Annotated in this window: 26 protein-coding genes and 1 riboswitch; of the genes, 8 read left to right on the top strand and 18 right to left on the bottom strand. The window is 69.0% G+C overall.

Annotated features, from left to right (window positions below):
* Window positions 1–822: APC family permease (locus tag MVA01S_RS14935; protein WP_060941625.1), on the bottom strand; the 822-nt coding region annotated here is incomplete at its 3' end.
* Window positions 823–868: 46 nt separating this feature from the next.
* Between MVA01S_RS14935 and MVA01S_RS14940 the strand changes: the two genes are divergently transcribed.
* Window positions 869–2095: a TetR/AcrR family transcriptional regulator gene (locus tag MVA01S_RS14940; protein ID WP_003932857.1), complete on the top strand. Its 1227-nt coding sequence runs from the start codon at window positions 869–871 to the stop codon at window positions 2093–2095.
* On the opposite strand, the gene MVA01S_RS14945 is transcribed toward MVA01S_RS14940, so the two are convergent.
* From MVA01S_RS14945 to thiD, 5 genes are all read right to left on the bottom strand, one after another.
* Complete coding sequence (locus MVA01S_RS14945; protein ID WP_003932856.1) at window positions 2062–2328, bottom strand: DoxX-related protein; 267 nt, start codon at window positions 2326–2328, stop codon at window positions 2062–2064. The genes MVA01S_RS14940 and MVA01S_RS14945 overlap by 34 nt on opposite strands.
* A gap of 9 nt (window positions 2329–2337) precedes the next feature.
* On the bottom strand, window positions 2338–3870 hold the full coding sequence (locus MVA01S_RS14950) for a flavin-containing monooxygenase (RefSeq protein ID WP_060941623.1): 1533 nt from the start codon (window positions 3868–3870) through the stop codon (window positions 2338–2340).
* 30 nt (window positions 3871–3900) lie between these two features.
* Window positions 3901–4527, bottom strand: coding sequence for a DUF4190 domain-containing protein (locus tag MVA01S_RS14955; RefSeq protein WP_051015361.1), 627 nt, complete (start codon window positions 4525–4527; stop codon window positions 3901–3903).
* Window positions 4528–4541: 14 nt separating this feature from the next.
* The gene (locus MVA01S_RS14960) at window positions 4542–5156 is read right to left on the bottom strand and encodes an alpha/beta hydrolase family protein (RefSeq protein WP_060941624.1); all 615 of its coding nucleotides are present in this window, start codon (window positions 5154–5156) and stop codon (window positions 4542–4544) included.
* Entirely contained in the window at window positions 5153–6034 is an 882-nt protein-coding gene (gene thiD / locus MVA01S_RS14965) for a bifunctional hydroxymethylpyrimidine kinase/phosphomethylpyrimidine kinase (RefSeq protein WP_003932851.1), read from the bottom strand. The genes MVA01S_RS14960 and thiD overlap by 4 nt, the downstream gene beginning before the upstream one ends.
* Window positions 6026–6135, bottom strand: a riboswitch (TPP riboswitch). It overlaps the preceding gene by 9 nt.
* Window positions 6136–6431: 296 nt before the next feature.
* On the opposite strand from thiD, the gene MVA01S_RS14970 reads away from it, so the two are divergent.
* Complete coding sequence (locus MVA01S_RS14970) at window positions 6432–6731, top strand: hypothetical protein (protein ID WP_003932850.1); 300 nt, start codon at window positions 6432–6434, stop codon at window positions 6729–6731.
* Here MVA01S_RS14970 and MVA01S_RS14975 read toward each other — a convergent pair whose 3' ends face one another.
* Genes MVA01S_RS14975 through MVA01S_RS14985 form a run of 3 tightly spaced genes read right to left on the bottom strand, consistent with a single transcriptional unit; the run spans window position 6732 to window position 9069 of the window.
* A complete protein-coding gene (locus tag MVA01S_RS14975) occupies window positions 6732–7550 on the bottom strand; it encodes an exodeoxyribonuclease III (RefSeq protein WP_003932849.1) in 819 nt (272 codons plus the stop codon).
* Window positions 7551–7554: 4 nt separating this feature from the next.
* The gene (locus MVA01S_RS14980) at window positions 7555–8460 is read right to left on the bottom strand and encodes an N-acetylglutamate synthase, CG3035 family (protein WP_040542827.1); all 906 of its coding nucleotides are present in this window, start codon (window positions 8458–8460) and stop codon (window positions 7555–7557) included.
* A gap of 15 nt (window positions 8461–8475) precedes the next feature.
* A complete protein-coding gene (locus MVA01S_RS14985) occupies window positions 8476–9069 on the bottom strand; it encodes a peptide deformylase (RefSeq protein WP_003932847.1) in 594 nt (197 codons plus the stop codon).
* 149 nt (window positions 9070–9218) lie between these two features.
* On the opposite strand from MVA01S_RS14985, the gene napA reads away from it, so the two are divergent.
* The 5 genes from napA to MVA01S_RS15010 are packed head-to-tail and all read left to right on the top strand — an operon-like array spanning window position 9219 to window position 12494.
* On the top strand, window positions 9219–9527 hold the full coding sequence (gene napA, locus MVA01S_RS14990; protein ID WP_003932846.1) for a nucleoid-associated protein NapA: 309 nt from the start codon (window positions 9219–9221) through the stop codon (window positions 9525–9527).
* 31 nt (window positions 9528–9558) lie between these two features.
* Complete coding sequence (locus MVA01S_RS14995; protein WP_040542702.1) at window positions 9559–10017, top strand: LytR C-terminal domain-containing protein; 459 nt, start codon at window positions 9559–9561, stop codon at window positions 10015–10017.
* Between the two features lie 10 nt (window positions 10018–10027).
* Window positions 10028–10735, top strand: a complete 708-nt coding sequence (gene sodC / locus MVA01S_RS15000; RefSeq protein ID WP_040542824.1) for a superoxide dismutase[Cu-Zn] — start codon at window positions 10028–10030, stop codon at window positions 10733–10735.
* A complete protein-coding gene (locus MVA01S_RS15005) occupies window positions 10716–11858 on the top strand; it encodes a glutamate--cysteine ligase (RefSeq protein ID WP_003932843.1) in 1143 nt (380 codons plus the stop codon). The genes sodC and MVA01S_RS15005 overlap by 20 nt, the downstream gene beginning before the upstream one ends.
* 3 nt (window positions 11859–11861) lie before the next feature.
* Window positions 11862–12494 carry an LON peptidase substrate-binding domain-containing protein gene (locus MVA01S_RS15010; protein ID WP_003932842.1) on the top strand — a complete coding sequence of 211 codons (633 nt, stop codon included), beginning with the start codon at window positions 11862–11864 and terminating at the stop codon, window positions 12492–12494.
* A gap of 4 nt (window positions 12495–12498) precedes the next feature.
* Here MVA01S_RS15010 and MVA01S_RS15015 read toward each other — a convergent pair whose 3' ends face one another.
* The 8 genes from MVA01S_RS15015 to MVA01S_RS15050 form a co-directional block, all read right to left on the bottom strand.
* Window positions 12499–13248 carry an SAM-dependent methyltransferase gene (locus MVA01S_RS15015; protein ID WP_003932841.1) on the bottom strand — a complete coding sequence of 250 codons (750 nt, stop codon included), beginning with the start codon at window positions 13246–13248 and terminating at the stop codon, window positions 12499–12501.
* A complete protein-coding gene (gene mnhG, locus MVA01S_RS15020) occupies window positions 13229–13597 on the bottom strand; it encodes a monovalent cation/H(+) antiporter subunit G (RefSeq protein WP_003932840.1) in 369 nt (122 codons plus the stop codon). The genes MVA01S_RS15015 and mnhG overlap by 20 nt, the downstream gene beginning before the upstream one ends.
* The gene (locus MVA01S_RS15025) at window positions 13594–13881 is read right to left on the bottom strand and encodes a monovalent cation/H+ antiporter complex subunit F (RefSeq protein ID WP_040542699.1); all 288 of its coding nucleotides are present in this window, start codon (window positions 13879–13881) and stop codon (window positions 13594–13596) included. The genes mnhG and MVA01S_RS15025 overlap by 4 nt, the downstream gene beginning before the upstream one ends.
* Window positions 13878–14417: a Na+/H+ antiporter subunit E gene (locus MVA01S_RS15030; protein WP_003932838.1), complete on the bottom strand. Its 540-nt coding sequence runs from the start codon at window positions 14415–14417 to the stop codon at window positions 13878–13880. The genes MVA01S_RS15025 and MVA01S_RS15030 overlap by 4 nt, the downstream gene beginning before the upstream one ends.
* The gene (locus MVA01S_RS15035) at window positions 14414–16030 is read right to left on the bottom strand and encodes a Na+/H+ antiporter subunit D (protein ID WP_003932837.1); all 1617 of its coding nucleotides are present in this window, start codon (window positions 16028–16030) and stop codon (window positions 14414–14416) included. The genes MVA01S_RS15030 and MVA01S_RS15035 overlap by 4 nt, the downstream gene beginning before the upstream one ends.
* Entirely contained in the window at window positions 16027–16491 is a 465-nt protein-coding gene (locus MVA01S_RS15040; RefSeq protein ID WP_003932836.1) for a Na(+)/H(+) antiporter subunit C, read from the bottom strand. The genes MVA01S_RS15035 and MVA01S_RS15040 overlap by 4 nt, the downstream gene beginning before the upstream one ends.
* Complete coding sequence (locus MVA01S_RS15045; protein WP_003932835.1) at window positions 16488–19397, bottom strand: Na+/H+ antiporter subunit A; 2910 nt, start codon at window positions 19395–19397, stop codon at window positions 16488–16490. The genes MVA01S_RS15040 and MVA01S_RS15045 overlap by 4 nt, the downstream gene beginning before the upstream one ends.
* A gap of 87 nt (window positions 19398–19484) precedes the next feature.
* Window positions 19485–20180, bottom strand: coding sequence for a potassium channel family protein (locus MVA01S_RS15050; RefSeq protein ID WP_003932834.1), 696 nt, complete (start codon window positions 20178–20180; stop codon window positions 19485–19487).
* Between the two features lie 52 nt (window positions 20181–20232).
* On the opposite strand from MVA01S_RS15050, the gene MVA01S_RS15055 reads away from it, so the two are divergent.
* Window positions 20233–21723 (top strand): potassium/proton antiporter, encoded by a 1491-nt coding sequence (locus MVA01S_RS15055; RefSeq protein ID WP_003932833.1) that lies wholly within the window; start codon window positions 20233–20235, stop codon window positions 21721–21723.
* Here the strand turns inward: MVA01S_RS15055 and MVA01S_RS15060 are convergent.
* A complete protein-coding gene (locus MVA01S_RS15060; RefSeq protein ID WP_003932832.1) occupies window positions 21720–22154 on the bottom strand; it encodes a DUF1707 domain-containing protein in 435 nt (144 codons plus the stop codon). The two genes, MVA01S_RS15055 and MVA01S_RS15060, sit on opposite strands and share 4 nt — an antisense overlap.
* Window positions 22155–22297 lie beyond the last annotated feature (143 nt).

Raw genomic sequence — 22297 nt, forward strand, 5'->3', positions numbered from 1 at the left:
GCCCAGCGCGGCAGCCGCCGCCGCGATACTCACCACCGGCGCCAGCCCGGCGAACCCGGCCACCCGCACCGCCTCCGACAGCGGCGCGGTGGCCGACGCCAGACCCGCGACGCCGAGTTCGCCGACGACCGCGATCGCCACCACGGCGTACACCGTCAGCGCGATCGCCAGCGCCAGCGCGACCGCCCGGGGGATGGTCCGGGCCGGGTCGCGCACCTCCTCGCCGAGCGTGGCGATGCGCGCATAACCGGCGAACGCGAAGAACAGCAGACCCGCCGCCTGCAGCACGCCGTAGGCGGTCACGTCGTCGCCGATCGCGAACACCTCGCGGTCGGCGTCCCCGGCGCCGAGCAGCACCACCACCACGACGGTCAGCACCGCCAGCACCAGCGCGACGATGACCCGGGTCAGTGCCGCCGACCGCTGCACCCCGGCGTAGCCCAGCGCGGTCAGCGCGATCACCGACGCCGCTGCCACCGCGTTGGCGTGTTCCGGCCACACATACCAGCCCACCGTCAGCGCCATCGCGGCACACGACGCGGTCTTGCCGACGACGAAACTCCAGCCCGCGGTGTGGCCCCAGAACGGGCCCAGCCTTTCCCGGCCGTAGACGTAGGTACCGCCCGACTGTGGGTAACGCGCCGCCAGCCGGGCCGACGACATCGCGTTGCACACGGCGACCACGGCAGCGACGGCGAGCCCGATCAGCAGCCCGCTGCCCGCGGCCGCCGCGGCCGGGGCGAGCGCGACGAAGATGCCCGCCCCGATCATCGACCCGAGCCCCAGCACGACGGTGTCGAACAATCCGAGGCGTCGCCGCAATGCCGACTCATCGGGCGAGCTCACCGAGCCACGATATCGTGGGGCGGTGGCGACCACCGCCGATGATCCCGGCATCCGACGCCGGCCCAAGGATCGGAAAGCGCAGATCGCGCGTGCGTCGGCGGAGGCGTTCAGCGCGCTGGGCTATCACGGCGTGAGCATGGAGATGATCGCGTCCCGGGTGGGGATCTCCGCGGCAGCCCTGTACCGCCACTACTCCAGCAAGTACGAACTGTTCCGGGACGCCGTGCTCAACCTCGGCCAGCAGCTGGTGGACGGCACCGCAGGCATCGACGGTGACGATCCGCAGGAGGTGCTCGACCGGCTGGTGTCGGCGCTCACCGACACCGCGCTGGCCAACCGGGGTTCGGGCGGGCTGTACCGGTGGGAGAACCGGTACCTGCGCGGCGACGACCAGGCCACGCTGCTCGAGCAGATCCAGACCGTGCACGCGCGGCTGCACGGCCCGCTGACGGCGGTCCGGCCGGGCCTGACCGCCCGACAGCGTTTCACGCTGTCCACCGCGGTCCTGTCGATCGTCGGCAGCATCGTCGACCACCGCGCGAAACTGCCTGCCGCCCAGGTCCATCGGCTGTTCACCCAGATCACCCGCGCAGTGCTGGGCACCGACCTGTCAGCGGACCCGGCGCGCCGCCCGCCCGCAGACACCCCGGCCCGCCCTGCCGCCGAGGCGTCGAAATACGAAGCGCTGCTGACCGAATCGATGCGCCTGTTCGACCGCAACGGGTATCGCGACACCACCATGGAAGAGATCGCCTCGGCGGTCGGCATCCCCACGTCGGGCATCTACAAGTACTTCTCCGGCAAGAGCGACATCCTCGCGGCGCTGTTCCGGCGCGCCGCCGACCGGGTGTCGGCCGAGACCGCGTCGGTGGTGGCGACGGTGTCGGACCCGGAGGAGGCGCTCACCGCGGTCATCAACGGATACGTCGAGCGCACATTCGACCAGCCCGAGTTGGAGTGCGTCTACTACAGCGAACGGCTCAACATGTCGGCCGCCGACCAGCGCATCGTGCGGGACCTGCAGCGCGCGACGGTGGAATCGTGGGTCGAACTCGTCGTCGCGGTCCGGCCCGAGTGGAGCGCCGCCGAGGCGCGCTTCGCCGTGCACGCGGCGATGGCCCTGGTGGTCGACCTGGGCCGCCTGGTGCGGTACGCGGACTCCGAGGAGGCCAGGGAGGCCGTGCAGCGTCTGGTGGATGTGACGCTGTTGGGGCGCTACCGGTTACGCGCGACGTTGCCGGCCAAGTAGAGCAGGTAGGCGACCAGCCCGACGAGCGCCGGCTTCCGTGTCTTCGGGGAGGCGATGCCGAGCCCGACGGCGGTTTCGATCGCGCCGTCGATGTACACGTGCCTGCGGGTGTCGGTCGGGAACGCGGGCTTGGTCAGGCCCTCGTAGAGAGCGGGGGCGACGAAGTGCGAGACCCCGGCACCGGCGAGAACCAGTCCGGCGATGGTGGCGGCACGTGAATTTTCTTTGGGCACAACCGGATACTAGACGATCCGGTAGTCGCTGACCGGGAAGGTCGATGCTTCGGTGATGGCGTCCCGCGTCGACATCGGGCGCAGCAGCGTCGGTTCCCCGCTGGGGTCGAAGTAGTAGGACCGCGCCGACGCGCAGTTGCCGACGGTGAACAGTGAGCCGCCGAGCAGTTCGGTCATCCGGTCCAGATACCGGCCGTTGGCATCCTCGGTGATCTCGAAAGTGGTTGCGCCACTGCGCTTAACCACACCGAACAACCGGTCCATGTGCCGCATCTGGTATTCCATCGTGTTGAAGAAGTTCAACCCGAGGAAGGCGTAGGGGCTGGCCAGCGACAGGTAGTTCGGGAAGTGCGGGATGGAGATCCCCTGGTAGGCCTGGAACCTGTTCTCCCGCCACCACTTCCCGAGGTTGCGGCCGTCGCGGCCGATCACCTCGATGGCGGGGAAGTTGGCTTCCCACAGGTCGAAACCGGTGGCCAGTACCAACGTGTCGATCCTGGTCTTGGTGCCGTCCACCCCGACGATGCCGTCGGATTCGATCCTGGTCTTGGTGCCGTCCACCCCGACGATGCCGTCGGATTCGATCCTGGCGATACCGGCGTCCTGTAGGTGCACGTGCGGCCTGGTGAAGGTGCGGTAGTAGCTGTTGGAGAAAGTCGGCCGTTTGCAACCGAAGTCGTAGTCGGGGGTCAGCCTGGCCCGCAGCTCCTTGTCACGGATGGTGACGAACCGGTGCATCTTGGCCAGATCGCCCGCGGCGATGTTGAAACGGCCACGTGTCGTCTTGTGGTGCACGACCCCCACCGAGACCATGAACTCGTAGATCGCGTCGGTGATCGCCCGAATGAGCCGCTGGGTGAACGGAACCCGGGCGAACAGGCGCTTGGCGCGCTCGGAGAAGCGGAAGTCGATCTTGGGCACCACCCAGATCGGGGTGCGCTGGTAGACCGTCAGATCGGCGGCCTTGTTCGCGAGCTCGGGGATCAGCTGCACCGCGGTCGCGCCGGTGCCGATGATGCCGATCCGCTCCCCGGTGGGATCGTAGGAGTCGTCCCAGGCGGTGGTGTGGACGATCCGGCCGTCGAACTCGGTGATGCCCGGGATGTCGGGCACGTGCGGCTGGGACAGGAACCCGGTGGCGGTGATCAGGTACCGGGCCTCCAGCGTCGCGCCGTCGGCGAGCGAAACCCGCCACCGCTTGGCCTCCTCGTCCCAGCGTGCGCCCTCGACCGTCACCCCGAAACGCATGTGGCGCCGCACGTCGTACTTGTCCGCGACGTCGTCGGCGTACTGCTTGATCTCCGCGCCGGTGGAGAAGAGCCGTGACCAGTTCGGGTTCGGCTCGAAGAAGTACGAGTAGGTGGTCGTGGGGACGTCGACGGCCAGGCCGGGGTAGTGGTTGACGTACCACGTACCGCCCAGATCGTCTTCCCGGTCGAGGATCACGAAGTTCTCGATGCCCAACCGCTTGAACTGGATGGCCGCACCGATGCCGGCAAAGCCGGCACCCACGATGACCGCGTCGAATTGCTCCGAAGTCATGGCGCAACGGTACCCGAGGTCCGGGCAGATTCAGCCGCGCAGCGAGCCCGTCCGGGGCGGGTCGAGTGTCGCGATACAGGTCACCGTGTGGTCGCCGTCGGCCCATGTCTCCGCGGTCGGGTTGAGCACGTAGAGCCGGACCGATTCGTCGGTGACCGACTGCGGGGAATAGCGCTGCAGCTCAGGCCCGCATTTCCGGTGGTGCGCATCGACCGCGTCCTGGCCGGGGAACGGCCCGTCGGGCAAGGTCAGCACCGCGAACACCTCGCCGGCGTGCGGTTCGTCGCAGCTGATCAGCGTGACGTTGACCACCCGGTCGCTGTCGGGGATCTCGGCCAGGCAGTCGCCGACCTCCAGATCGGTTGCGGTGCGGGTGTCGTCGTTGAGGGCGACGACGGTGATGACCACCGCGGCGACGGCCCAGAGCACCGACAGCACGATGCCGGCGATGGCCATACCGCGACCGCTGCCGTACTGCTTGGCCTTCCTGACCCCGACGATGCCGCAGACCAGCGCGATCACGGCACCGCCGATGATGCCGAAGATCAGCGACACGATCGCCCACCAGTTGGTCTTCGGGGGCGGCGCGGAATAGGGGTGAGGCTGCGGCGGGCCGCCCTGATACGGCAGGGGAGGGGGCGGCGGCGGGGCGGTCACGCTGCGACGATAACTCAGCCGAGCATCCGCAGAGCGGCATCGACGGCAAGTGCCGGTACGTCGAGTTTCTTGGAGTTGAGGTCGTGTCGGGCGCCGGTGATCTCGACGATCTCGGTGCGGGCCGGGATCAGCGCCACCGCGGGACGAAGTTCGTCGAGCGTGCCGAACGGGTCCGCGGTGCCGTGGGTGAACACCGTGGGCACCGATATCCGGGGCAGGTGTTCGGTGCGGGCACGCTCCGGCTTGCCCGGCGGATGCAGCGGATAGGAGAACAAGGTCAGCGCGTCGAGCTGCAGGCCGTCGGCCACAGTCATCGAGGTGAGCCGCCCGCCGTAGGAATGGCCACCGGCGATCAGCGGGCCGTCGGCGAGGTCGCGGACCTCGGCCACCGCCTCGACGATGCCGGCCATGTCGGTGGCCGCCGACCCCGACGGCGGGCCTTTCGGGCGGCGCCGCCGGTAGGGCAGGTTGTAGCGCACCGCGAGCCAGCCGCGACGGGCCCACTCATCGCAGAGCGCCTGCAGCATCGGCGATTCCCGGCTGCCGCCGGCGCCGTGCGTCAGCGCGACCACACCCGCGGGCGTGCCGTCGGGGTGGTGCGCGATGCCGGCGATGTCGTCGAGGCTCATGTCGACAGCCGGAACAACGCCGAGACGGGGCCGTGGCCCTGGCCCAGCGGATAGGCCGAGCGCAGACATTCGGTGACCCAGCGCTTCCCGAACGCGACGGCATCGGGCACGGAGTAGCCGTGGGCCAGTGCGCACGCGGTGGCCGCGGCCAGGGTGTCGCCCGCGCCGTGATCGTGCCCGGTGTCGATGCGGGTCACGTCGAACTCGTGGAAGTCGGTGCCGTCGAACAGCAGGTCCGGGCTCTGGGTCGACGCGCGCAGGTGCCCGCCCTTGACCAGCGCCCACTGCGGGCCGAGCGCATGCAGCGCGCGCGCCGCCGCGCGCTGGGAGTCCTGGTCGACCACGTCGATGCCGACGAGCAGCCGCACCTCGTCGAGGTTGGGGGTGACCAAGGTGGCGAGCGGAAACAACCTGTCGCGCAACGCGTCCAGCGCGCTCGGGTGCAGCAGCGGGTCGCCGTGCATTGAGGCGCAGACCGGGTCGACGACCAGCGGGACCGTGCCGTCCAGTCCCTGCGCGACCCAGGCGCCGGCGATGGCCTCGATGATCTCCGTCGACGCGAGCATGCCGGTCTTGGCGGCCTGTACCCCGATGTCGGAGGCCACCGCCTCGATCTGGCCGGCGACGATACCGACCGGGAGTTCGTGAAAACCTCTGACGCCCATCGAGTTCTGCACCGTGACGGCGGTCACGGCGACCAGACTGTGCACGCCGAGCAGTGCGAAGGTGCGCATGTCGGCCTGGATGCCCGCTCCGCCACCGGAGTCCGACCCTGCGATGGTCATCACCCGCAGCGGGGTCTGCCGGGGCGGGGTCAGCGGAAGGTAGGTCGTCGGCGGTTCACGGAGCTCGGCGGCGACCTCACTGACGTCGGACATGTGCGCTCTCCCTACGCCGGCATTACCCGGTCAGGTTCGTACGGTCGACGGGCCCACCCGTCCTCTCAGCGCGCTCGGCACGCGCTCCCGCGTTCTGGTGACGAAGGCCACGCTAGCGCAGCGACTCCGGCGACGTCCAGAACGGCGGGGCGGCCCGCGTCAGCGCAACCCCGCAGCACCGTTGATCGAACGTGTTGGCGATTTGGCGAGACTTTATGACGAGTTTCACAGGTGTATTACTGCCATCCGAGAATCACTTCCTGCCACGGAACATTGGCTCTCGACGTGCTCGTTAATCGATTCAGATCGTCAAGACGATCGACAAAGCACCAGTACAACAGCATCGAGACCGCGTGACACGCTCCACGGCTCGACCCGATCGGGAAGGGCAGCAGACATGAAGAAGTTCTCCATCGCTACGGTTATCGCCGCCTTGCTGAGCACCGCCATCATCGGCGTGGCCGCTCCTGTGCAGGCCGTTCCGCATGGAGCCAACGCGCAGGACACGATCAGCCAGTTGGAGGCCGAGGGCAATCATGTGGTGGTGCACCGGCTCTCCGACCGTCCGCTGAGCGAAGCGGTGGTCGTCGGGATCAACGAATGCGGCTCGCTGCACACCACGGTGCACGACAACATCCACGGCCATACGCAGCAGCACCACAGGGCAGGCAGCGTCTACTACTTGGACGTCGAGTAATCACGGAGTCAGGTCAACGACCACCGGGGCGTGGTCGCTCGGCGTGCCGACCCGGTTCTTGCCGGTTTTGCGTTCGTCGCGGGCGATCTCGGCGTGGACGACCCGCTCGGCCAGCGCAGGTGAGCCCAAGATGAAGTCGATGCGCATGCCCCGGTTCTTCGGGAACCGCAGCTGGGTGTAGTCCCAGTAGGTGAAGGTGCCCGGACCCGGCGTGAAAGGCCTTACCACGTCGGTGAATCCGGCATCGAGGATCGCGTTGAAGGCCGCCCGTTCCGGGGCGGTCACGTGCGTGCTGTCCTGGAACAGTGAGATGTCCCAGACGTCGTCGTCGAACGGGGCGATGTTCCAGTCGCCGACCAGCGCCAGCGGGGTGGCCGGGTCGGACTTCAGCCAGGACGACGCGGTATCGCGAAGTGCGGCAAGCCATTCCAGCTTGTAGGCGTAATGCGGCGAGTCGACGGTGCGGCCGTTGGGGACGTAGAGGCTCCACACCCGGACCCCGGCGCAGGTGGCGCCCAGTGCGCGCGCCTCGGCCGCGGCCTGCACCTCCGGCTTGTCGCCCCAGGTGGGTTGGCCGTCGAAACCGACCTGGACGTCGTCGATGCCGACCCGCGAGGCGATCGCCACGCCGTTCCACTGGCTGAACCCGCAGTGCACGATCTCGTAGCCGAGCGCGGCGAACGGCATGGTCGGAAACTGGTCGTCGGAGCACTTGGTCTCCTGCATGGCCAGTACGTCGACGTCGGCGCGTTCCAGCCAGTCGGTGACGCGGTCGACCCGGGCGCGGATCGAGTTGACGTTCCAGGTTGCCAGGCGCATGGGCCTACAGTAGGTCCTCCGCGCGGACGTACCGTGACCGGTGGTGGACCCGGAAACCCATCGTCTCGTAAAGGGCACGGGCGCCCGGGTTGTCGGTGACCACCTGCGCATAGGCGCGGGTGGCGCCGTGCTGGTGCGCCCAGTCCAGCAGTCCGGAGCACAGACGACGGGCCAGGCCCTGCCTGCGGGCGTCCTCCGACACGTGCACCGCCGAGATCCCGGCCCAGCGGGTGCCGTCCGGTGCGTCGGTCACCGCGACCCGGCCCACCGCGGCACCGGCCAGTTCGCCGAACCCGACGACGCCGTCGATCACGGCGGTGAGCACATCCACCGGCACGTCGCGCCGGTAGAGCGTCAGCCACCGGTCGTCGGGTGAGGTCGCGACCGATACCCCCGTCTCTCCGGTGGGGACGATATCCGCTGCCATGACCAGGTTTTCGGCATCGGTGGGGACACCGTCGGGAAGCCGGAGAAGCCGGTCCGGCGCCGACACCAGTGCCGGCAGCCCGCGCGCGGCGTACCACCGGGCCACCTCCGCGATCTCGCTGAACGACGAGAACCGTATCGGCACGGCGGAATTGGCCCGCCGGGTGACTCCGTGCCCGTGCCGCAACAGCCAGCCGTCCAGCCACTCGTGCTCGGTGCCGGGCCAGCCGAGCGCCGCCGCGTGTTCGAGGTTGCGGATCTCGCCGGTCCGCACCGGCATCTCGGGAACCACGCGCACCGCCAGCACGTCCCGGGCGTCGACGTCGACGACGTCGCCATGGCGGGTGCGGATCCGCACCACCTGACGGGCGTCGCCGCCGGATTCCAGGATGTGGCCGACCACGTCTGTCATCGGCCGCTCCGAGTCCGTCGGCAGCCGGTAGCGCAGGCTGACCCGGGTCCCGGCCTCAGGCAACTCGGGCACGGCTCCGGACATGACTCAGTGGCCGAACGGGTCCGGGTCCTCGCCCGGCATCCACGACAATCCGGGGACGCCCCAGCCGTTGGCCTTGACGGCCTTCTTGGCGCTGCGCGCGTTTCGCCCGATGAGCCGGTCGAGGTAGGTGAAGCCGTCCAGGTGACCGGTCTCGTGCTGCAGCATCCGGGCGAACAGCTCGGTGCCCTCGATCGTGATCGGGGTCCCGTCGGCGTCCAGCCCCGTCACCCGCGCCCAGTCGGCACGGCCGGTCGGGAACGACTCGCCGGGCACCGACAGGCAACCCTCGTCATCGTCCTCGGGGTCCGGCATGGTCTCGGGGACCTCGGAGGTCTCCAGCACCGGGTTGATCACGACGCCGCGGCGGCGGGTCGTCTTCTTGCGCGTCTCGGCGCAGTCGTAGACGAAGACCCGCTTGTTGACGCCGATCTGGTTGGCGGCCAGCCCGACTCCGTGGGCGGCGTCCATCGTGTCGTAGAGATCGGTGATCAGATCGGCCAGATCGGCGGGCAGCGAACCGTCGTCGCCGACGGGTATCGGTTCGGTCGCAGTGTGCAGGACGGGATCTCCCACGATGCGGATGGGTCTGACTGCCATGGGAGAGAGCTTAAGGTGCCCGCCGCCCGCAGTTGTTTGCACTGCCGACTCGCGGCGATGTTGACGATGCGCGTGACTCAACCGTGATTGAATACTCGCCGAACCACATTGATGTCATTCTCGATTTTCGGAAGGGTCCAAGTAGCGATATGGACAGCGCCATCGCGCGGGCTGAGCGTTCCGGGGACGACAGCGAGCCCACCGACGGACTGACCCGTCGAGAGCACGACATCCTCGCCTTCGAACGGCAGTGGTGGAAGTACGCCGGCTCCAAGGAAGACGCCATCAAAGAGCTGTTCTCCATGTCGGCGACCCGCTACTACCAGGTGCTGAACGCGCTGGTGGACCGGCCGGAAGCCCTGGCGGCTGATCCGATGCTGGTGAAGCGGCTGCGCAGGCTGCGCGCCAGCAGGCAGAAGGCCCGCGCCGCGCGCCGCCTCGGGTTCGACGTCACCTGAGGCCGGCGGGCGCGGGATACAGTAGGCGCCGATGAACCAGCGAGATTCCTCCGGGCTGCCCATTCGCGCCATGGTGATGGTGCTGTTGTTCCTGGGCGTGGTGTTCCTACTCGTCGCCCTTCAGTCGCTGGGCGGCTCCGACGACGACTCGTCATCGGCGGGTTCGACGACCGTGACGACGACGGCCACCACCACGAGCGCGGCACCCGAAGAGCCTGCGCGCGCCGAGGTGCGGGTGTTCAACATCTCCGAGACCCCCGGCGCCGCCGAGACGACCGCCACCCGGCTGCGTGACGCCGAGTGGGACGTCACCGAGACCGGCAACCTGGTCGTGCCCGACGTGACGGTGACCACGGTGTACTTCGGTGAGGCTCCGGGCGAGCAGGAGGCCGCCGAAGAGGTGGGCCGACTGCTGGAGGCACCGGTCGCTCCGCGGGTGCCCGAGCTCACAGAGCAGCCACCGGGAGTCGTCGTACTGGTCACCGGCTAGGCTCATGCTCATGCTCAGGTCCGTTGCTGCTGCCACATTGTTCGCAGTGCCCGCACTTGCGTTGAGTGCGTGTGCTCCCCCCGGAGAAGTACCTTCGGATTCGCCCGGCACCACGCCCCCCGTGTGGACCGGTTCGCCCTCGCCGACCGCGGGCCCCGACGAGCACGGCTCGGGGCACGGAGGCGGCGGCGCGAACGCGGCAGGGGAGACCCTTTCCGCCGATCTGAAGCTGGCCGACGGCACCACCGTCGCCACCGCCGACTTCGCGTTCTCGGACGGCTACGCCACCGTCACCGTCGAGGCCACCGGCGGTGCGCTCACGCCCGGCTTCCACGGCATGCACATCCACTCGGTGGGCAAGTGCGAGGCCAACTCGGTCGCCCCGACAGGCGGCGCTCCGGCCAACTTCAACTCCGCGGGCGGCCACTTCCAGGCGGCCGGCCACAGCGGCCATCCGGCCAGCGGTGACCTGTCGTCACTGCAGGTGCGCGAGGACGGCTCCGCGATGCTGGTGACCACCACCGACGCGTTCACCGCCGAGCAGCTGCTCGAGGGTGAGGGCACGGCGATCATCATCCACGAGAAGGCCGACAACTTCGCCAACATCCCGCCGGAGCGCTACCAGCAGATCAACGGAGACCCGCCACCGGACCAGACCACCCTGGCGACCGGCGACGCCGGAGCCCGGGTGGCGTGCGGTGTCATCACCCGCGGCTGATCTCAGACCTGACGGTCGGATCGACTTCGCGGGGTCGGTCCGACCGACCCTCGGCGTCGAATGGGAGTTCGCGCTCGTCGACGCGCAGACCCGCGATCTGAGCAACGAGGCCGCGTCGGTCATCGCCGAGATCGGCGAGAACCCGCGCGTGCACAAGGAACTGCTGCGCAACACCATCGAGGTGGTCACGGGGATCTGTGACAACACCGGCGAGGCGATGCACGACCTGGCGACCACCCTGCGGCCGGTGCGCGACGTGGTGCGTGAGCGCGGCATGGAGTTGTTCTGTGCCGGCACACACCCGTTCGCGGACTGGACGGCGCAGAAGCTCACCGACGCACCCCGCTACGCCGAGCTGATCAAGCGCACGCAGTGGTGGGGCCGGCAGATGCTGATCTGGGGTGTGCACGTGCACGTCGGTGTCTCGTCGGCGCACAAGGTGATGCCGATCATCACCTCGCTGCTGCACCAGTACCCGCATCTGCTGGCGCTGTCGGCGTCCTCGCCCTTCTGGGACGGCGTGGACACCGGCTACGCCAGCAACCGGGCGATGATGTTCCAGCAGCTGCCGACCGCCGGGCTGCCGTTCCACTTCCAGGAATGGCGCGAGTTCGAACGCTTCGTCGGTGACCAGAAGAAGACCGGCATCATCGACCACATGAATGAGATCCGGTGGGATATAAGGCCTTCCCCGCACCTCGGCACCATCGAGGTACGGATCTTCGACGGCGTCTCCAATCTGCACGAGCTCTCGGCGCTGGTCGCGCTGACCCATTGCCTGATCGTCGACCTCGACCGCCGGATGGATGCGGGTGAGTCGCTGCCGGTGATGCCACCGTGGCACGTGCAGGAGAACAAGTGGCGCGCAGCCCGTTACGGGCTGGACGCGATCATCATCCTGGACGCCGACAGCAACGAGCGCCTGGTGACCGAGGACCTCGACGATCTCGTCGAACGCCTGCAGCCGGTGGCCAAACGGCTTTCGTGTGTCGAGGAGCTGTCCCGGGTCCCCGACATCTACCACAAGGGCGCGTCCTACCAGCGTCAGCGCCGGGTCGCCGAGGAGCATGACGGCGACCTGCGCGCCGTAGTGGACGCGCTGGTGAGCGAGTTGGTGTTGTAACCGATGCCGACGGTGCCGATGTTCCCGCTCGAGGTGGCGATGCTGCCGGGTGAGGGACTGCCGCTCCGGATCTTCGAACCGCGCTACGCCGCGCTGGTACGGGACTGTCTGGCCGCCGAGGAGCCGGCCTTCGGGACGGTGCTGATCGCGGCCGGGCGGGAAGTGGGCGGCGGCGACACCCGCAGCGACGTCGGCGTACTGGCCCACATCACCGAGTGCGCCGACACCGGAGACGGCCACTACCGGCTGAAAACCGCGATACGGGAACGGATCAGAGTGCTCGAGTGGCTGCCTGACAATCCGTACCCGCGGGCGGTGGTCGAGTTGTGGCCCGACCAACCGGGCGAGTCCGTGACCGTCGACGCGATCCGTGACATCGAGGACCGCATGGTGGCGTTGTTCGAGCGGATCGCCGAGGCGCGCGGTGCGCAGGTCAACGCCCGCGACATCGTCGCCGGCGCCGACGAGTCCGGTGACGCGGCGAAGTGGTTGTACGCGTTGACCGCCCGGCTACCGATGGGCCAGGCCGACCGCTACGCGGTGCTGGCCGCACCGACCGCGGCCGATCGCGTCGCCGCGCTGTCCGAGGCCGTCGACACCGTGACCGCGATGGTGGAGTTCCAGCTCTCGGAGTGACCGCTCAGAGCTTGCGGCCGTCGAGAAACACGCTGCGCGTGGACGGGTCGTCCACGTCGGCCGGCAGCGCGCGGTGATACCGCTGCAGTAGGTCGGCGGTGGTCGTCGTGTTCGTCTCCCACAGCCGGGCACACAACCAGCAGTCGTGGTCGGGGCCGTCGCTGCCGACCTCGACGCCGATCCTGCTTCCGCGCGCGCTGTACAAGTCGATGCTGCCGAGCAGTTGCTCCTGCAGGTCGGTGGGCAGGCGGGGGAGCAGGCCCTCGACCGCCCACGCCGTCGGCTCGTCGGCCCGGAAACCCGCCGCGGTCAGTGCCCGCGGCCAGTCGTCGCGGACGTCGCAGCCCACCGGCACGTGCCGGGCGGCGGGCTCGGCGCCGGCCCGGTTCAGCACCCCCTGCTTGAAGTCGAGGAGCTCGCGCTGTTCCACCTCGAAGATCACGGTGTCAGAAAGCCACGGCAACCGGAATGCGCGGGCGTCGAGGCCGGAGCCGAGGATCACCACCTGCGACACCCCCGCGGAGCTGGCGGTCAGGAGGAAGTCGTCGAACCATTTCGTCCGTGCCGCAACGTAATCGGTGACCCACGCCGACGGCGGCATCCCGTCGGATCCGTCGGCGTCGACGAACATCTGCGAGTACGGATCGGTGAAAAGCGGGCGGGGTGCCACCGCCTCATCGGCGCGTGCCCGCGCGGCCCGTAGCGGCGTCAGCCCGGAGTCGATCGCGCCGGGGTCACCGTCCAGGACTGTCATGGCCGCCGGATTCCCGTTCGGCCACGAATTCATGCATCTCGTCCCTGGTCAGCAGATCGTCGCGGATGTTCTGCTCCCGGTAGGCGAGTTGGCCCACCCGGTTGGCGATCACCGGTGCGGTGATGATGGTGAACATCCCGGTGAGGATCAGCATGCCGACGTCGACGTTGCCGCGGAGCCGGATGCCGGCGCCGACCAGCACCAGCAGCAGGCCGAGCACCTGAGGCTTGGTGGCGGCGTGCATCCGCGACAACGTGTCCGGGAACCGGACGACGCCGATGGCCGCGGTGAACGCCAGCGCGGATCCGCCGAGGATCAACACGGAGGCGACGATGTCGGAGACGGTCATCGGGCAGGCCCCTTGTCTGCCGGGTCGGCGACGTCTGGCACGCGGAACCTCGCGACGCTCACCGAGCCGACGAACGTGATCAGCGCCAGCGCGGTCAGGCTGTAGGTGACGGTGGTGTCCAGGCTGTAGGCCGCCCAGGTGCCGATCGCGCACATCGTGACCGCGACGAGAGTGTCGAGGGCGACCAGCCGGTCCAGGGTGGTCGGGCCGAGCAGCATGCGGAACATGGTGGTGAGCGCGGCCAGCGACAGCATCGTGCCGGCTGCGGCCCAGACGTACATCATGCGGGGTCCACCTCCTTCTCCGCCGAGGGCCGCCAGTCCGCGTCCCGTTCGAAGGACGCGACCAACAGCTTCTCCAGTTTGTCGACCTGGTGGTAGAAGCGGTTGACCGTCTTGTCGGACCCGACGTCGAGGACGTGCACGTAGATCAACCGGCGGGCCTGGTCGATCTCGAGCACGATGTTGCCCGGGGTCAGGTTCAGGATGTTGACCGCCAGGGCCAGCACGAGATCGGACTTGACGTGCAGGTGGGCCCGCAGCACCGCGGTCAGCGGCGGCGGTCCCGGTTTGACGGCCAGCGCGGCCACCTGGAACGACGAGACGATCAGCCAGCCCGTCACGGTGGCCACCAGGCGCAGCACCGACAGCGGGTGGAACCGTCCCTCCACCGGGACCGGCGGCAGCGGCAGCAGCAGCGTGATCACCAGCGCGACCGCCAGGCCGGACAGGATGTTGGCCGCGGAGATGTTGCCCCACAACAGGACCCACACCAGGATCAGCCAGCACACGATCCAGACGCGCAGCGTCAGTGTTCTCATGGCTGCCCCCCGAGGACCGCGCTGATGTACTGACCGCGGTCGAGCACCTCACTGGCGGCGCGGTCGCTGAACGCGAAGATCGGTCCGGCCAGCACCGTGAGCAGCAGACCGACTGCGATGAGCGCGCCCGTCGGCGCCAGCATGCCGACCGGCATCCGGCCGACATCGTCGCGGTCGGAGTGTTCGATGTCCATGGTCTCGTCGGTGTTGTCGAGCAGCGCCGAAGGCGCCGGCCCCGACAGGTGACCTTCCGGGGCGTCCTTGCGGGCACGCCAGAACGCCTTGGTCCACACCCGCGCCACCACATAGAGCGTCAGCAGGCTCGTCACGACGCTGCCCGCGACCAGGATCCAGGCCAGCACCGACCCGGACTCCGCACCCGCCTCCAGCAGCGCGACCTTCCCGATGAAGCCCGAGAACGGCGGAATGCCACCGAGGTTGAGTGCCGGAACGACGAACACGAACGCCAGCAGCGGGCTCGCCGCCGCCAGTCCGCCCAGCCGTTCCAACGTCGACGCGCCCGCCTGCCGCTCGATCAGACCGACGACCAGGAACAGGGTCGTCTGCACCAGGATGTGGTGCGCGACGTAGTAGATCGCCCCGGCCATCCCGAGCTCGGTCGACAGCGCGATCCCGAACACCATGTAGCCGATGTGACTGACCAGCGTGAACGACAGCAGTCGCTTGATGTCGCTCTGCGCGATCGCGCCGAAGATGCCGATGACCATCGTCAGCAGTCCCGCCACCATCAGCACGTTGTCCATCCCGCCGCCGGGGAACAGCAGCGAATGTGCGCGGATGATCGCGTACACACCGACTTTGGTCAGCAGGCCCGCGAACACCGCGGTGACCGGCGCCGGCGCGGTGGGGTAGGAGTCGGGCAGCCACGCCGACAGCGGGAACACGGCGGCCTTGATGCCGAACGCGACCAGCAGGACGGCGAACAGCGCCATCCGCGTGCCTTCGGGCACGTCGTCGAGGCGGACCGCGATCTCGGCCAGGTTCAGCGTCCCGGTGGTCGCGTACACCAGCGCGATGCCGAAGAGGAACACCAGCGACGACACCATCGACACCATCACGTACGCGATGCCCGCCCGCACCCGTTCCTTGCTGGCGCCGATGGTCAGCAGCACGAAACTCGCGGTGAGCAGCACCTCGAACCCGACGAACAGGTTGAACAGGTCGCCGGCTAGGAACGCCATGAACACGCCCGCCGACAGCACCAGATAGGTCGGCAGGAAGATCGAGACCGGTTGGCGCTCATCGCCGTCGCGGATGCCCTGGCCGATGGCGTAGTACACCACCGCGAGCAGCACGATCGAGGACACGACGAGCATCAACGACGACAACCGGTCGACCACCAGCGTCACGCCCAGCGGACCCATGCCCGCCTCGGTGGGACCCCAGCCGCCGACCTGCAGCGCGATCGTGCCGTCACGGTCGGCCAGGTACAGCAGCGCACCCGAGACCACCACGACCGTCGCCAGCGCCATCACCACGATCGAGCGCTGCAGCCGGGGCCGGCGCCCCGCGATCAGCGTCGCGGCCGCACCGAGCATCGGCACCAGCACGGGCAACGGCGTCAGCACGGACGCATACTGCGCGCCGATCATCGTGACCCCTCGTAACCGGGCAGTGCGTCGAGCTCGTCGGGCAGATCGGTGTCCCGGGAGACGTTCGGCTTCAGTTCGTCGATTTCGTCGTCCTCCTTGCCGGACAGCTGGGACACCCTGGTGTCCTCGGGGTCGTTGCTGACCTCCTCAATGGTGTTGATGCGGTACGAGCGGTAGGTCAGCGCCAGCACGAAGGCCGCGACACCCATGGTGATCACGATCGCGGTCAGGATCATCGCCTGCGCCAGCGGATCCGCGGTGGTCGTGTCGGAGCCGCTGGTGCGGCCGCGGACCGGCGGATTGCCCGACGGGCCGCCGGCGTTGAGGATCAGCAGGTTGATCGCGTTGCTGATCAGCAACAGGCCCAACAGCATCCGGGTCAGGTTGCGTTCCAGGAGCAGATACACCCCGGCGCTGCTGAGCACTCCGATCAGGATGAGCGGAACGAGATAAGTGGTCATCGCTGCCTCGCCGTCCGGCTGGTCTGCTGGCGGAGCTGTTCGCTCAGTTCGACGTCGATGCGCGCCCCGAGACTGCGCAGCACGTCGAGCACCAGACCGACCACGATCAGGTACACGCCCAGGTCGAAGAACAGTGCCGTGACGAACTTGACGGTCCCCAGCACCGGGAGTTCGAACTCGATCACCGCCGAGGACAGCACCGGGGCACCGACCAGCAACGACGCCGCGGCGGTACCGGCGGCCAGCGTCAGGCCGGCGCCGAGCACCTTGCCCGCGTCCAGTGGCAGGGTCTCGCCGAGCTCGTAACGTCCACCGGCCAGGTAGCGCAGCACCAGGGCCAGGCCGGCCATCAGGCCGCCGGCGAAGCCGCCGCCGGGAACGTTGTGACCGGCGAAGAAGAAGTACAGCGACAGCACCATCATCACGGGGAAGATCAGCCGGGTGGCGACCTCCAGGACCAGCGACCGGTTCCGCGGGTCGCGCAGCTCGCTGCCGCGCAGCCAGGTGATGTCACCGGCGGCCGGGCTGGTGTTGTACGACGCGGGCAGCTGGCCGATGTCGGGCTGACCTGCGTCGGAGACCCGCGGCGCGGTGCCGAAGCGCCTGCTGCGGAACACCATCGACGCGACGCCGGTGGCGGCGACGAGAAGCACCGAGATCTCGCCCATGGTGTCCCAGGCGCGGATGTCGACCAGGATGACGTTGACGGTGTTCGAGCCGTGTCCCATCACGTACGCGGCTTCGGGCAACAGCTCGGCGATGGGCCTGCCGGTGCGCGCGGCCATCGCGAACGCCGCCAGCGTGGTGACTGCGGCGCCGACCGCGATCGCGAGCGCGGCCCGTGGCAGCCGGTAACGGGTGTGCTCGGCCCGGCTGGTCTCGGCGGGCAGGGTCCGCAGGACCAACACGAAGGCCACCAGCGTCAGCGTCTCGACCAGGAACTGCGTCAACGCGAGGTCCGGCGCGCCGTGGAAGGCGAAGATCGCCCCGCAGCCGTAGCCGGTGACACCGACCAGCAGCACCGCGGCGAGCCGGTTGCGCATCACCACGGCCGCGAGCGCCGCGGCGACCATCAGCAGACCGACCACCACCTGCGGCGGGGAGTCCCACAGCTCGAAGTGCGGCTGGTCGCGGGCGCCCACCGCCAGCACTCCGAGCGGGAGCAGCACCAACGTGATGAGGATGAACGACTGGGTCTGCGGCAGCGATCCGCGCTGGGTCAGCGCGGTCAGCCGCACCGAGAGCACGTCGGCGCCGCGGATCACCGCGTCGTAGATGCGGTCGGCGTTGCCCAGCGGCACGAAGTCCGCGCGTGCGCGGCGCAGACGCTTGCGCCCGAAGTAGACGCCGATACCGGCCGCCAGCACCAACGCCGACAGCACCAGGGGCAGGTTCACGCCGTGCCACAGCGCGAGGTGGTAGCCGCCGTCGTAGCCGGCCGGGTCGGGCACGGTGTCGCTGTAAGCGGTGAGCACGTTGTCCAGTGGCTTCGGGTACAGCCCGAAGAACAGGCCGGCCGCGGCCAGCGCCGCGGGCGGGAGCAGGAAGCCGAGCTCGGGGCGGTGCATCTCCTCGACGCGGGTGCTGGGCTTGGGCAGACCTTTGCGGCCGAACGCGCCGAACACGAAGCGCAGGCTGTACACCGTGGTCAGCACGGAGCCCGCCACGATGCCGGCCAGCACGAACGGTGACGCCGCCCCCAGATACGGGCTGTGCAGCACCGTCTCGAAGTCGGCCTCCTTGGCGATGAAGCCGAAGAACGGCGGCAGCGCCGCCATGCTGGCCGCGGCCGAGCAGCCGATGATCAGCAACGACTTGCTGCGGTCACCGAGCCAGGCCAGCCTGCGGATGTCGCGGGTGCCGGTGGCGTGGTCGATGATGCCGACGACCATGAACAGCGCCGCCTTGAACATCGCGTGCGCGCACAGCATGGCCAGCCCGGCCAGCATCATCTCGCTGCCGCCGGTCCCGACCATTACCGTGATCAGACCGAGCTGGCTGACGGTGCCGAACGCCAGGATGAGTTTGAGGTCGTACTCGCGGATCGCGCGCCAGCCGGCCAGCAGCATCGTGAGCAGCCCGAGGCCGACGACCGTGGGCCGCCATTCCGGGCCGTCGGCGAAGCCGGGCGTCATCCGGGCGATGAGGTAGACGCCGGCCTTGACCATCGCGGCGGCGTGCAGGTAGGCGCTGACCGGCGTCGGGGCGGCCATGGCGCCCGGCAGCCAGAAGTGCAGTGGCACGATCGCCGACTTCGACAGTGCGCCGATCAGGATCAGCACCACGCCGACGGACGCAGCCAGACCCGACGGCGGGTTCGCGATCAGCTCCGACAGCAGGAACGTGCCGGCCAGGTTGCCCAGGATGATGATGCCGACCAGCATCGCCAGCCCGCCGAACGTGGTCACCAGCAGCGCCTGCGTCGCGGCCCGGCGGCTGGTCGCGCGTTCGGCGTAGTGGCCGACCAGCAGGAACGACAGGACGGTGGTGATCTCCCAGAACACGTACAGCAGCAGCATGTTGTCGCTGGTGACCAGCCCGAACATCGCTCCGGAGAATGCCACCAACTCGGCGGCGAAGCTGGGCAGTCGCTTCTCGATGCGGCCGTCGTGGTGGCGGAAGTAGTCCGCGCAGTAGAAGAGGACGAGAGCACCGATGGCCAGCACCAGCACGCTCATGATCGCGGCGAGCGCGTCGAAGCGCAGTGTGATGTCCATCGACAGGCCGGGCACCCACGGCACGTCGACGGTGCTGGACTGCCCCCGGGATGGCCAGTTCAGTACCACCCAGACCAGCGACGCGGCCGGCACGAGCGCCAGCGGATAGAACGCCGTCCGACCCCAGCGGGACACAAGGAGGGGCGCCAGCAAGGTGGCGGCTGCATGGGCAGCGAGGATGGCGAGCATGGCTCCGTCTCGTCGTGGGCGGCACGCTGTCGGGCGGGCTTACCGTCGGGCAGGTGGACAAAGGTGTCAGCCGTACTGACTTTGGAGTCACTCCAGTCTACGGGTGCCCCGCACCAGTGCTTTGATGTGCTCCTCAACCCCGGCCGCGGAGACGAACAGCAACTCGTCCCCGGCCTCCAGGACGTGCTGCGGCTCCGGGATGAGCAGGCGATTTCCGCGAGTCACCGTGACCAGCGCGCTGTCGGTGGGCATCGGCAGGTCGCGCACCCGCTGAGCCACCAGCGGGCTGTCGGCGGGCAGCGTGAACTTAGTGACATTCGTGGCGCGCTTGCCCAAGTCGTCACGCTCGCTCCTGCCGAGTGACATCAGCCGGACCAGGTGACCGACGTCGATGGCGCCCTCGACCGCGGCCACCAGGGCCAGCGGCGTCGACACCGCCACGTCGACCCCCCACGCCTCGGTGAACAGCCATTCGTTGCGGGCGTCGTTGATCCGGGCGACCACCCGGGACACCCCGAACTCGGACTTGGCCAGCAACGCCAGCGCCAGGTTGGCCTTGTCGTCGCCGGTGGCCGCGATCGTGACGTCGCAGTCCTGCACCTCGGCCTCCTCCAGCGCGGACACCTCGCACGCGTCGGCCCACAGCCACTCGGCACCCGGCACCGTCGCGGGCACGTAACGGTCGAACTCCTTCTCGATCAGCAGCACCTTGTGGCCGTAGTCGACGAGCTCCTGGGCGACGGACCGGCCGACAGCGCCGGCACCCGCGATCGCGATCCGCATGGCCCCTCCTTACGCCCGGTCCGGCGACCGCTGTCCTGATTTACTGTGTCCGGTGACCCTGTACCAGCTCTATGTGGCGCTGCTGATCGGGGGCCTCGTGCTCCTGGCCAGCATTGCTGCCACGAGGTTGGCCACCGGGGTCGGCCTGCCCAGCCTATTGCTGTTCCTCGGAGTCGGCGTGCTGGTCGGCGAGGTTGGCCTGGTCTTCGACAACGCCCAGCTGGCGCAGGATCTGGGCACCGCCGCGCTGGCGGTGATCCTGGTCGAGGGCGGTCTGACGACACGCTTCAGCGACATCCGCAAGGTGCTGGCGCCCGCGGGCGTGCTGGCCACCGTCGGTGTCGGGGTGAGCACGGTGGTCACCGCGACGGCCGTGCACTGGTTGCTGGGGATGGATTGGCAGCTGGCGCTGCTGTTGGGCGCGGTGGTGTCCAGTACCGATGCGGCCGCGGTGTTCTCGGTGCTGCGGGTGGTGCCGCTGCCGCGCCGGCTGAGCGGTCTGCTCGAGGCCGAGTCGGGCTTCAACGACGCGCCCGCGGTGATCCTGGTGATGTTGTTCAGCGTCACACCGATGGATCTGAACCCGTTGACGGTCGCGGGCACACTGCTCTATGAGTTGGCGATCGGCACGGTGCTCGGGCTCGGCTGCGGTGTCCTTGGCGCGATGACGTTGCGCCGCATCGCGTTGCCCGCGTCCGGGTTGTACCCGCTGGCGACGTTCGGCCTCGGCATGCTGGCGTTCGCCGCGGCCGGTTCGGCGCACGGCAGCGGGTTCCTCGCCGCCTATGTGGCCGGGGTGGTGTTGGCGAATTCGGGTCTGCCGCACCGGTCGGCGACGCGGTCGTTCGCCGAGGGGGCCGGCTGGCTCGCCCAGATCGGGGTGTTCGTGATCCTCGGCTTGCTGGTGTCCCCGGACGAGCTTCTCGGCGAGGTGGTGCCGGCTTTCGTTGCGGGCCTGGTACTTCTGCTGCTGGCCCGGCCGTTGTCGGTGTTCTTGTCGCTCATCGGTTTTCGGGTGCCGTGGCGGGAGCAGTTGTTCCTGTCCTGGGCCGGTCTGCGCGGCGCCGTGCCGATCGTGCTGTGTACGTATCCGATCGTGGCGGGGGTGCAGGACAGCTGGCGGCTGCTGCACATCGTGTTCATCCTGGTGGTGCTCTACACGGTGGTCCAGGGGCCGAGCCTGCGGCTGGTGGCCGAGTGGCTCAACCTGATCCCGCGCGACACCACCCGGGAGATCCAGGTGGACGCGGCCCCGCTGGACGTGCTCGGCGCCGAGTTGTTGACGATGACGGTGTTGCCGGGGTCGCGGCTGCACAACGTGACGGTGCTCGAGTTGCGGCTGCCCGATCCCAGCGTCATCACGCTGATCATCCGGGCCGGGCGGCCGTTCGTGCCGCAGCCGGTGACGCGGCTGCAGGCCGGGGACGAGCTGCTGATCGTGACGACGTCGGTGACCCGCGACCTGGCCGAGCGGCGGCTGCGGGCGGTCAGCCGCCGCGGCAAGCTGGCGTACTGGTTCGACGAGTACGGCGACCCGGCCTAGCGGCCAGGGCAGGGACCGAAGACGTACCGGACCGGCAGGGTGTGCGCGAGCAGTCCGATGCCGGCCCCGAGGATCGGCCACACCGGCCAGAAGTACCAGGAGCCCGCGGTCAGCCCGACGGCCAGCCACACGGTGAGCACGATGACGACCATCGCCAGGTAGCCCGCCACGTGCACATGGACACTGCGCCGGGCGACGGCGCGTCGGGCCGCCTGCCGCTGCGGGTCGTTGCGACGCAACTCGGCCAGCGGAAGGTCTGCGGTGAGTCGCCCCAGGTCAGGCTCGGTATGCGCGTCGTAGACCGCCTGTAGGCGGGCGTCGTACTCGTGGACGTCCAGGTAGCCCTGGGCCAACGCCTGGCCGAGCAGGTGGGCGGTGGCGTCGCGGTCGCGGTCACCGGCCCGGACGGCGGATGTGACGGTGGAGCTCATGATCCCTCCCCAACTTGACACTGACTAGTTGTGACGATTCCAGGACAACTAGTCAGTGTCAAGATTTGTTCCGCCGGCGAGAGTGCGCACAGATCGCCGAAACGTCCGAAGTCGCGATCTCACCGCACTCTCGGGGCCGAGGG

Origin of the sequence: Mycolicibacterium vaccae NBRC 14118 = CIP 105934, from assembly GCF_001552715.1 — a bacterium.
Taxonomy (GTDB): Bacteria; Actinomycetota; Actinomycetes; order Mycobacteriales; family Mycobacteriaceae; genus Mycobacterium; species Mycobacterium vaccae.

Bases quoted from the DNA above. Each gene is read 5' to 3' on its own strand.
- MVA01S_RS14950 (WP_060941623.1), bottom strand. From the start codon at position 3,870: ATGACTTCGGAGCAATTCGACGCGGTCATCGTGGGTGCCGGCTTTGCC.
- MVA01S_RS14960 (WP_060941624.1), bottom strand. From the start codon at position 5,156: ATGAGCCTCGACGACATCGCCGGCATCGCGCACCACCCCGACGGCACG.
- thiD (WP_003932851.1), bottom strand. From the start codon at position 6,034: ATGTCCGACGTCAGTGAGGTCGCCGCCGAGCTCCGTGAACCGCCGACG.
- MVA01S_RS14970 (WP_003932850.1), top strand. From the start codon at position 6,432: ATGAAGAAGTTCTCCATCGCTACGGTTATCGCCGCCTTGCTGAGCACC.
- MVA01S_RS14975 (WP_003932849.1), bottom strand. From the start codon at position 7,550: ATGCGCCTGGCAACCTGGAACGTCAACTCGATCCGCGCCCGGGTCGAC.
- MVA01S_RS14985 (WP_003932847.1), bottom strand. From the start codon at position 9,069: ATGGCAGTCAGACCCATCCGCATCGTGGGAGATCCCGTCCTGCACACT.
- napA (WP_003932846.1), top strand. From the start codon at position 9,219: ATGGACAGCGCCATCGCGCGGGCTGAGCGTTCCGGGGACGACAGCGAG.
- MVA01S_RS14995 (WP_040542702.1), top strand. From the start codon at position 9,559: ATGAACCAGCGAGATTCCTCCGGGCTGCCCATTCGCGCCATGGTGATG.
- sodC (WP_040542824.1), top strand. From the start codon at position 10,028: ATGCTCAGGTCCGTTGCTGCTGCCACATTGTTCGCAGTGCCCGCACTT.
- MVA01S_RS15010 (WP_003932842.1), top strand. From the start codon at position 11,862: ATGCCGACGGTGCCGATGTTCCCGCTCGAGGTGGCGATGCTGCCGGGT.
- MVA01S_RS15015 (WP_003932841.1), bottom strand. From the start codon at position 13,248: ATGACAGTCCTGGACGGTGACCCCGGCGCGATCGACTCCGGGCTGACG.
- mnhG (WP_003932840.1), bottom strand. From the start codon at position 13,597: ATGACCGTCTCCGACATCGTCGCCTCCGTGTTGATCCTCGGCGGATCC.
- MVA01S_RS15025 (WP_040542699.1), bottom strand. From the start codon at position 13,881: ATGATGTACGTCTGGGCCGCAGCCGGCACGATGCTGTCGCTGGCCGCG.
- MVA01S_RS15030 (WP_003932838.1), bottom strand. From the start codon at position 14,417: ATGAGAACACTGACGCTGCGCGTCTGGATCGTGTGCTGGCTGATCCTG.
- MVA01S_RS15035 (WP_003932837.1), bottom strand. From the start codon at position 16,030: ATGATCGGCGCGCAGTATGCGTCCGTGCTGACGCCGTTGCCCGTGCTG.
- MVA01S_RS15040 (WP_003932836.1), bottom strand. From the start codon at position 16,491: ATGACCACTTATCTCGTTCCGCTCATCCTGATCGGAGTGCTCAGCAGC.
- MVA01S_RS15045 (WP_003932835.1), bottom strand. From the start codon at position 19,397: ATGCTCGCCATCCTCGCTGCCCATGCAGCCGCCACCTTGCTGGCGCCC.
- MVA01S_RS15050 (WP_003932834.1), bottom strand. From the start codon at position 20,180: ATGCGGATCGCGATCGCGGGTGCCGGCGCTGTCGGCCGGTCCGTCGCC.
- MVA01S_RS15060 (WP_003932832.1), bottom strand. From the start codon at position 22,154: ATGAGCTCCACCGTCACATCCGCCGTCCGGGCCGGTGACCGCGACCGC.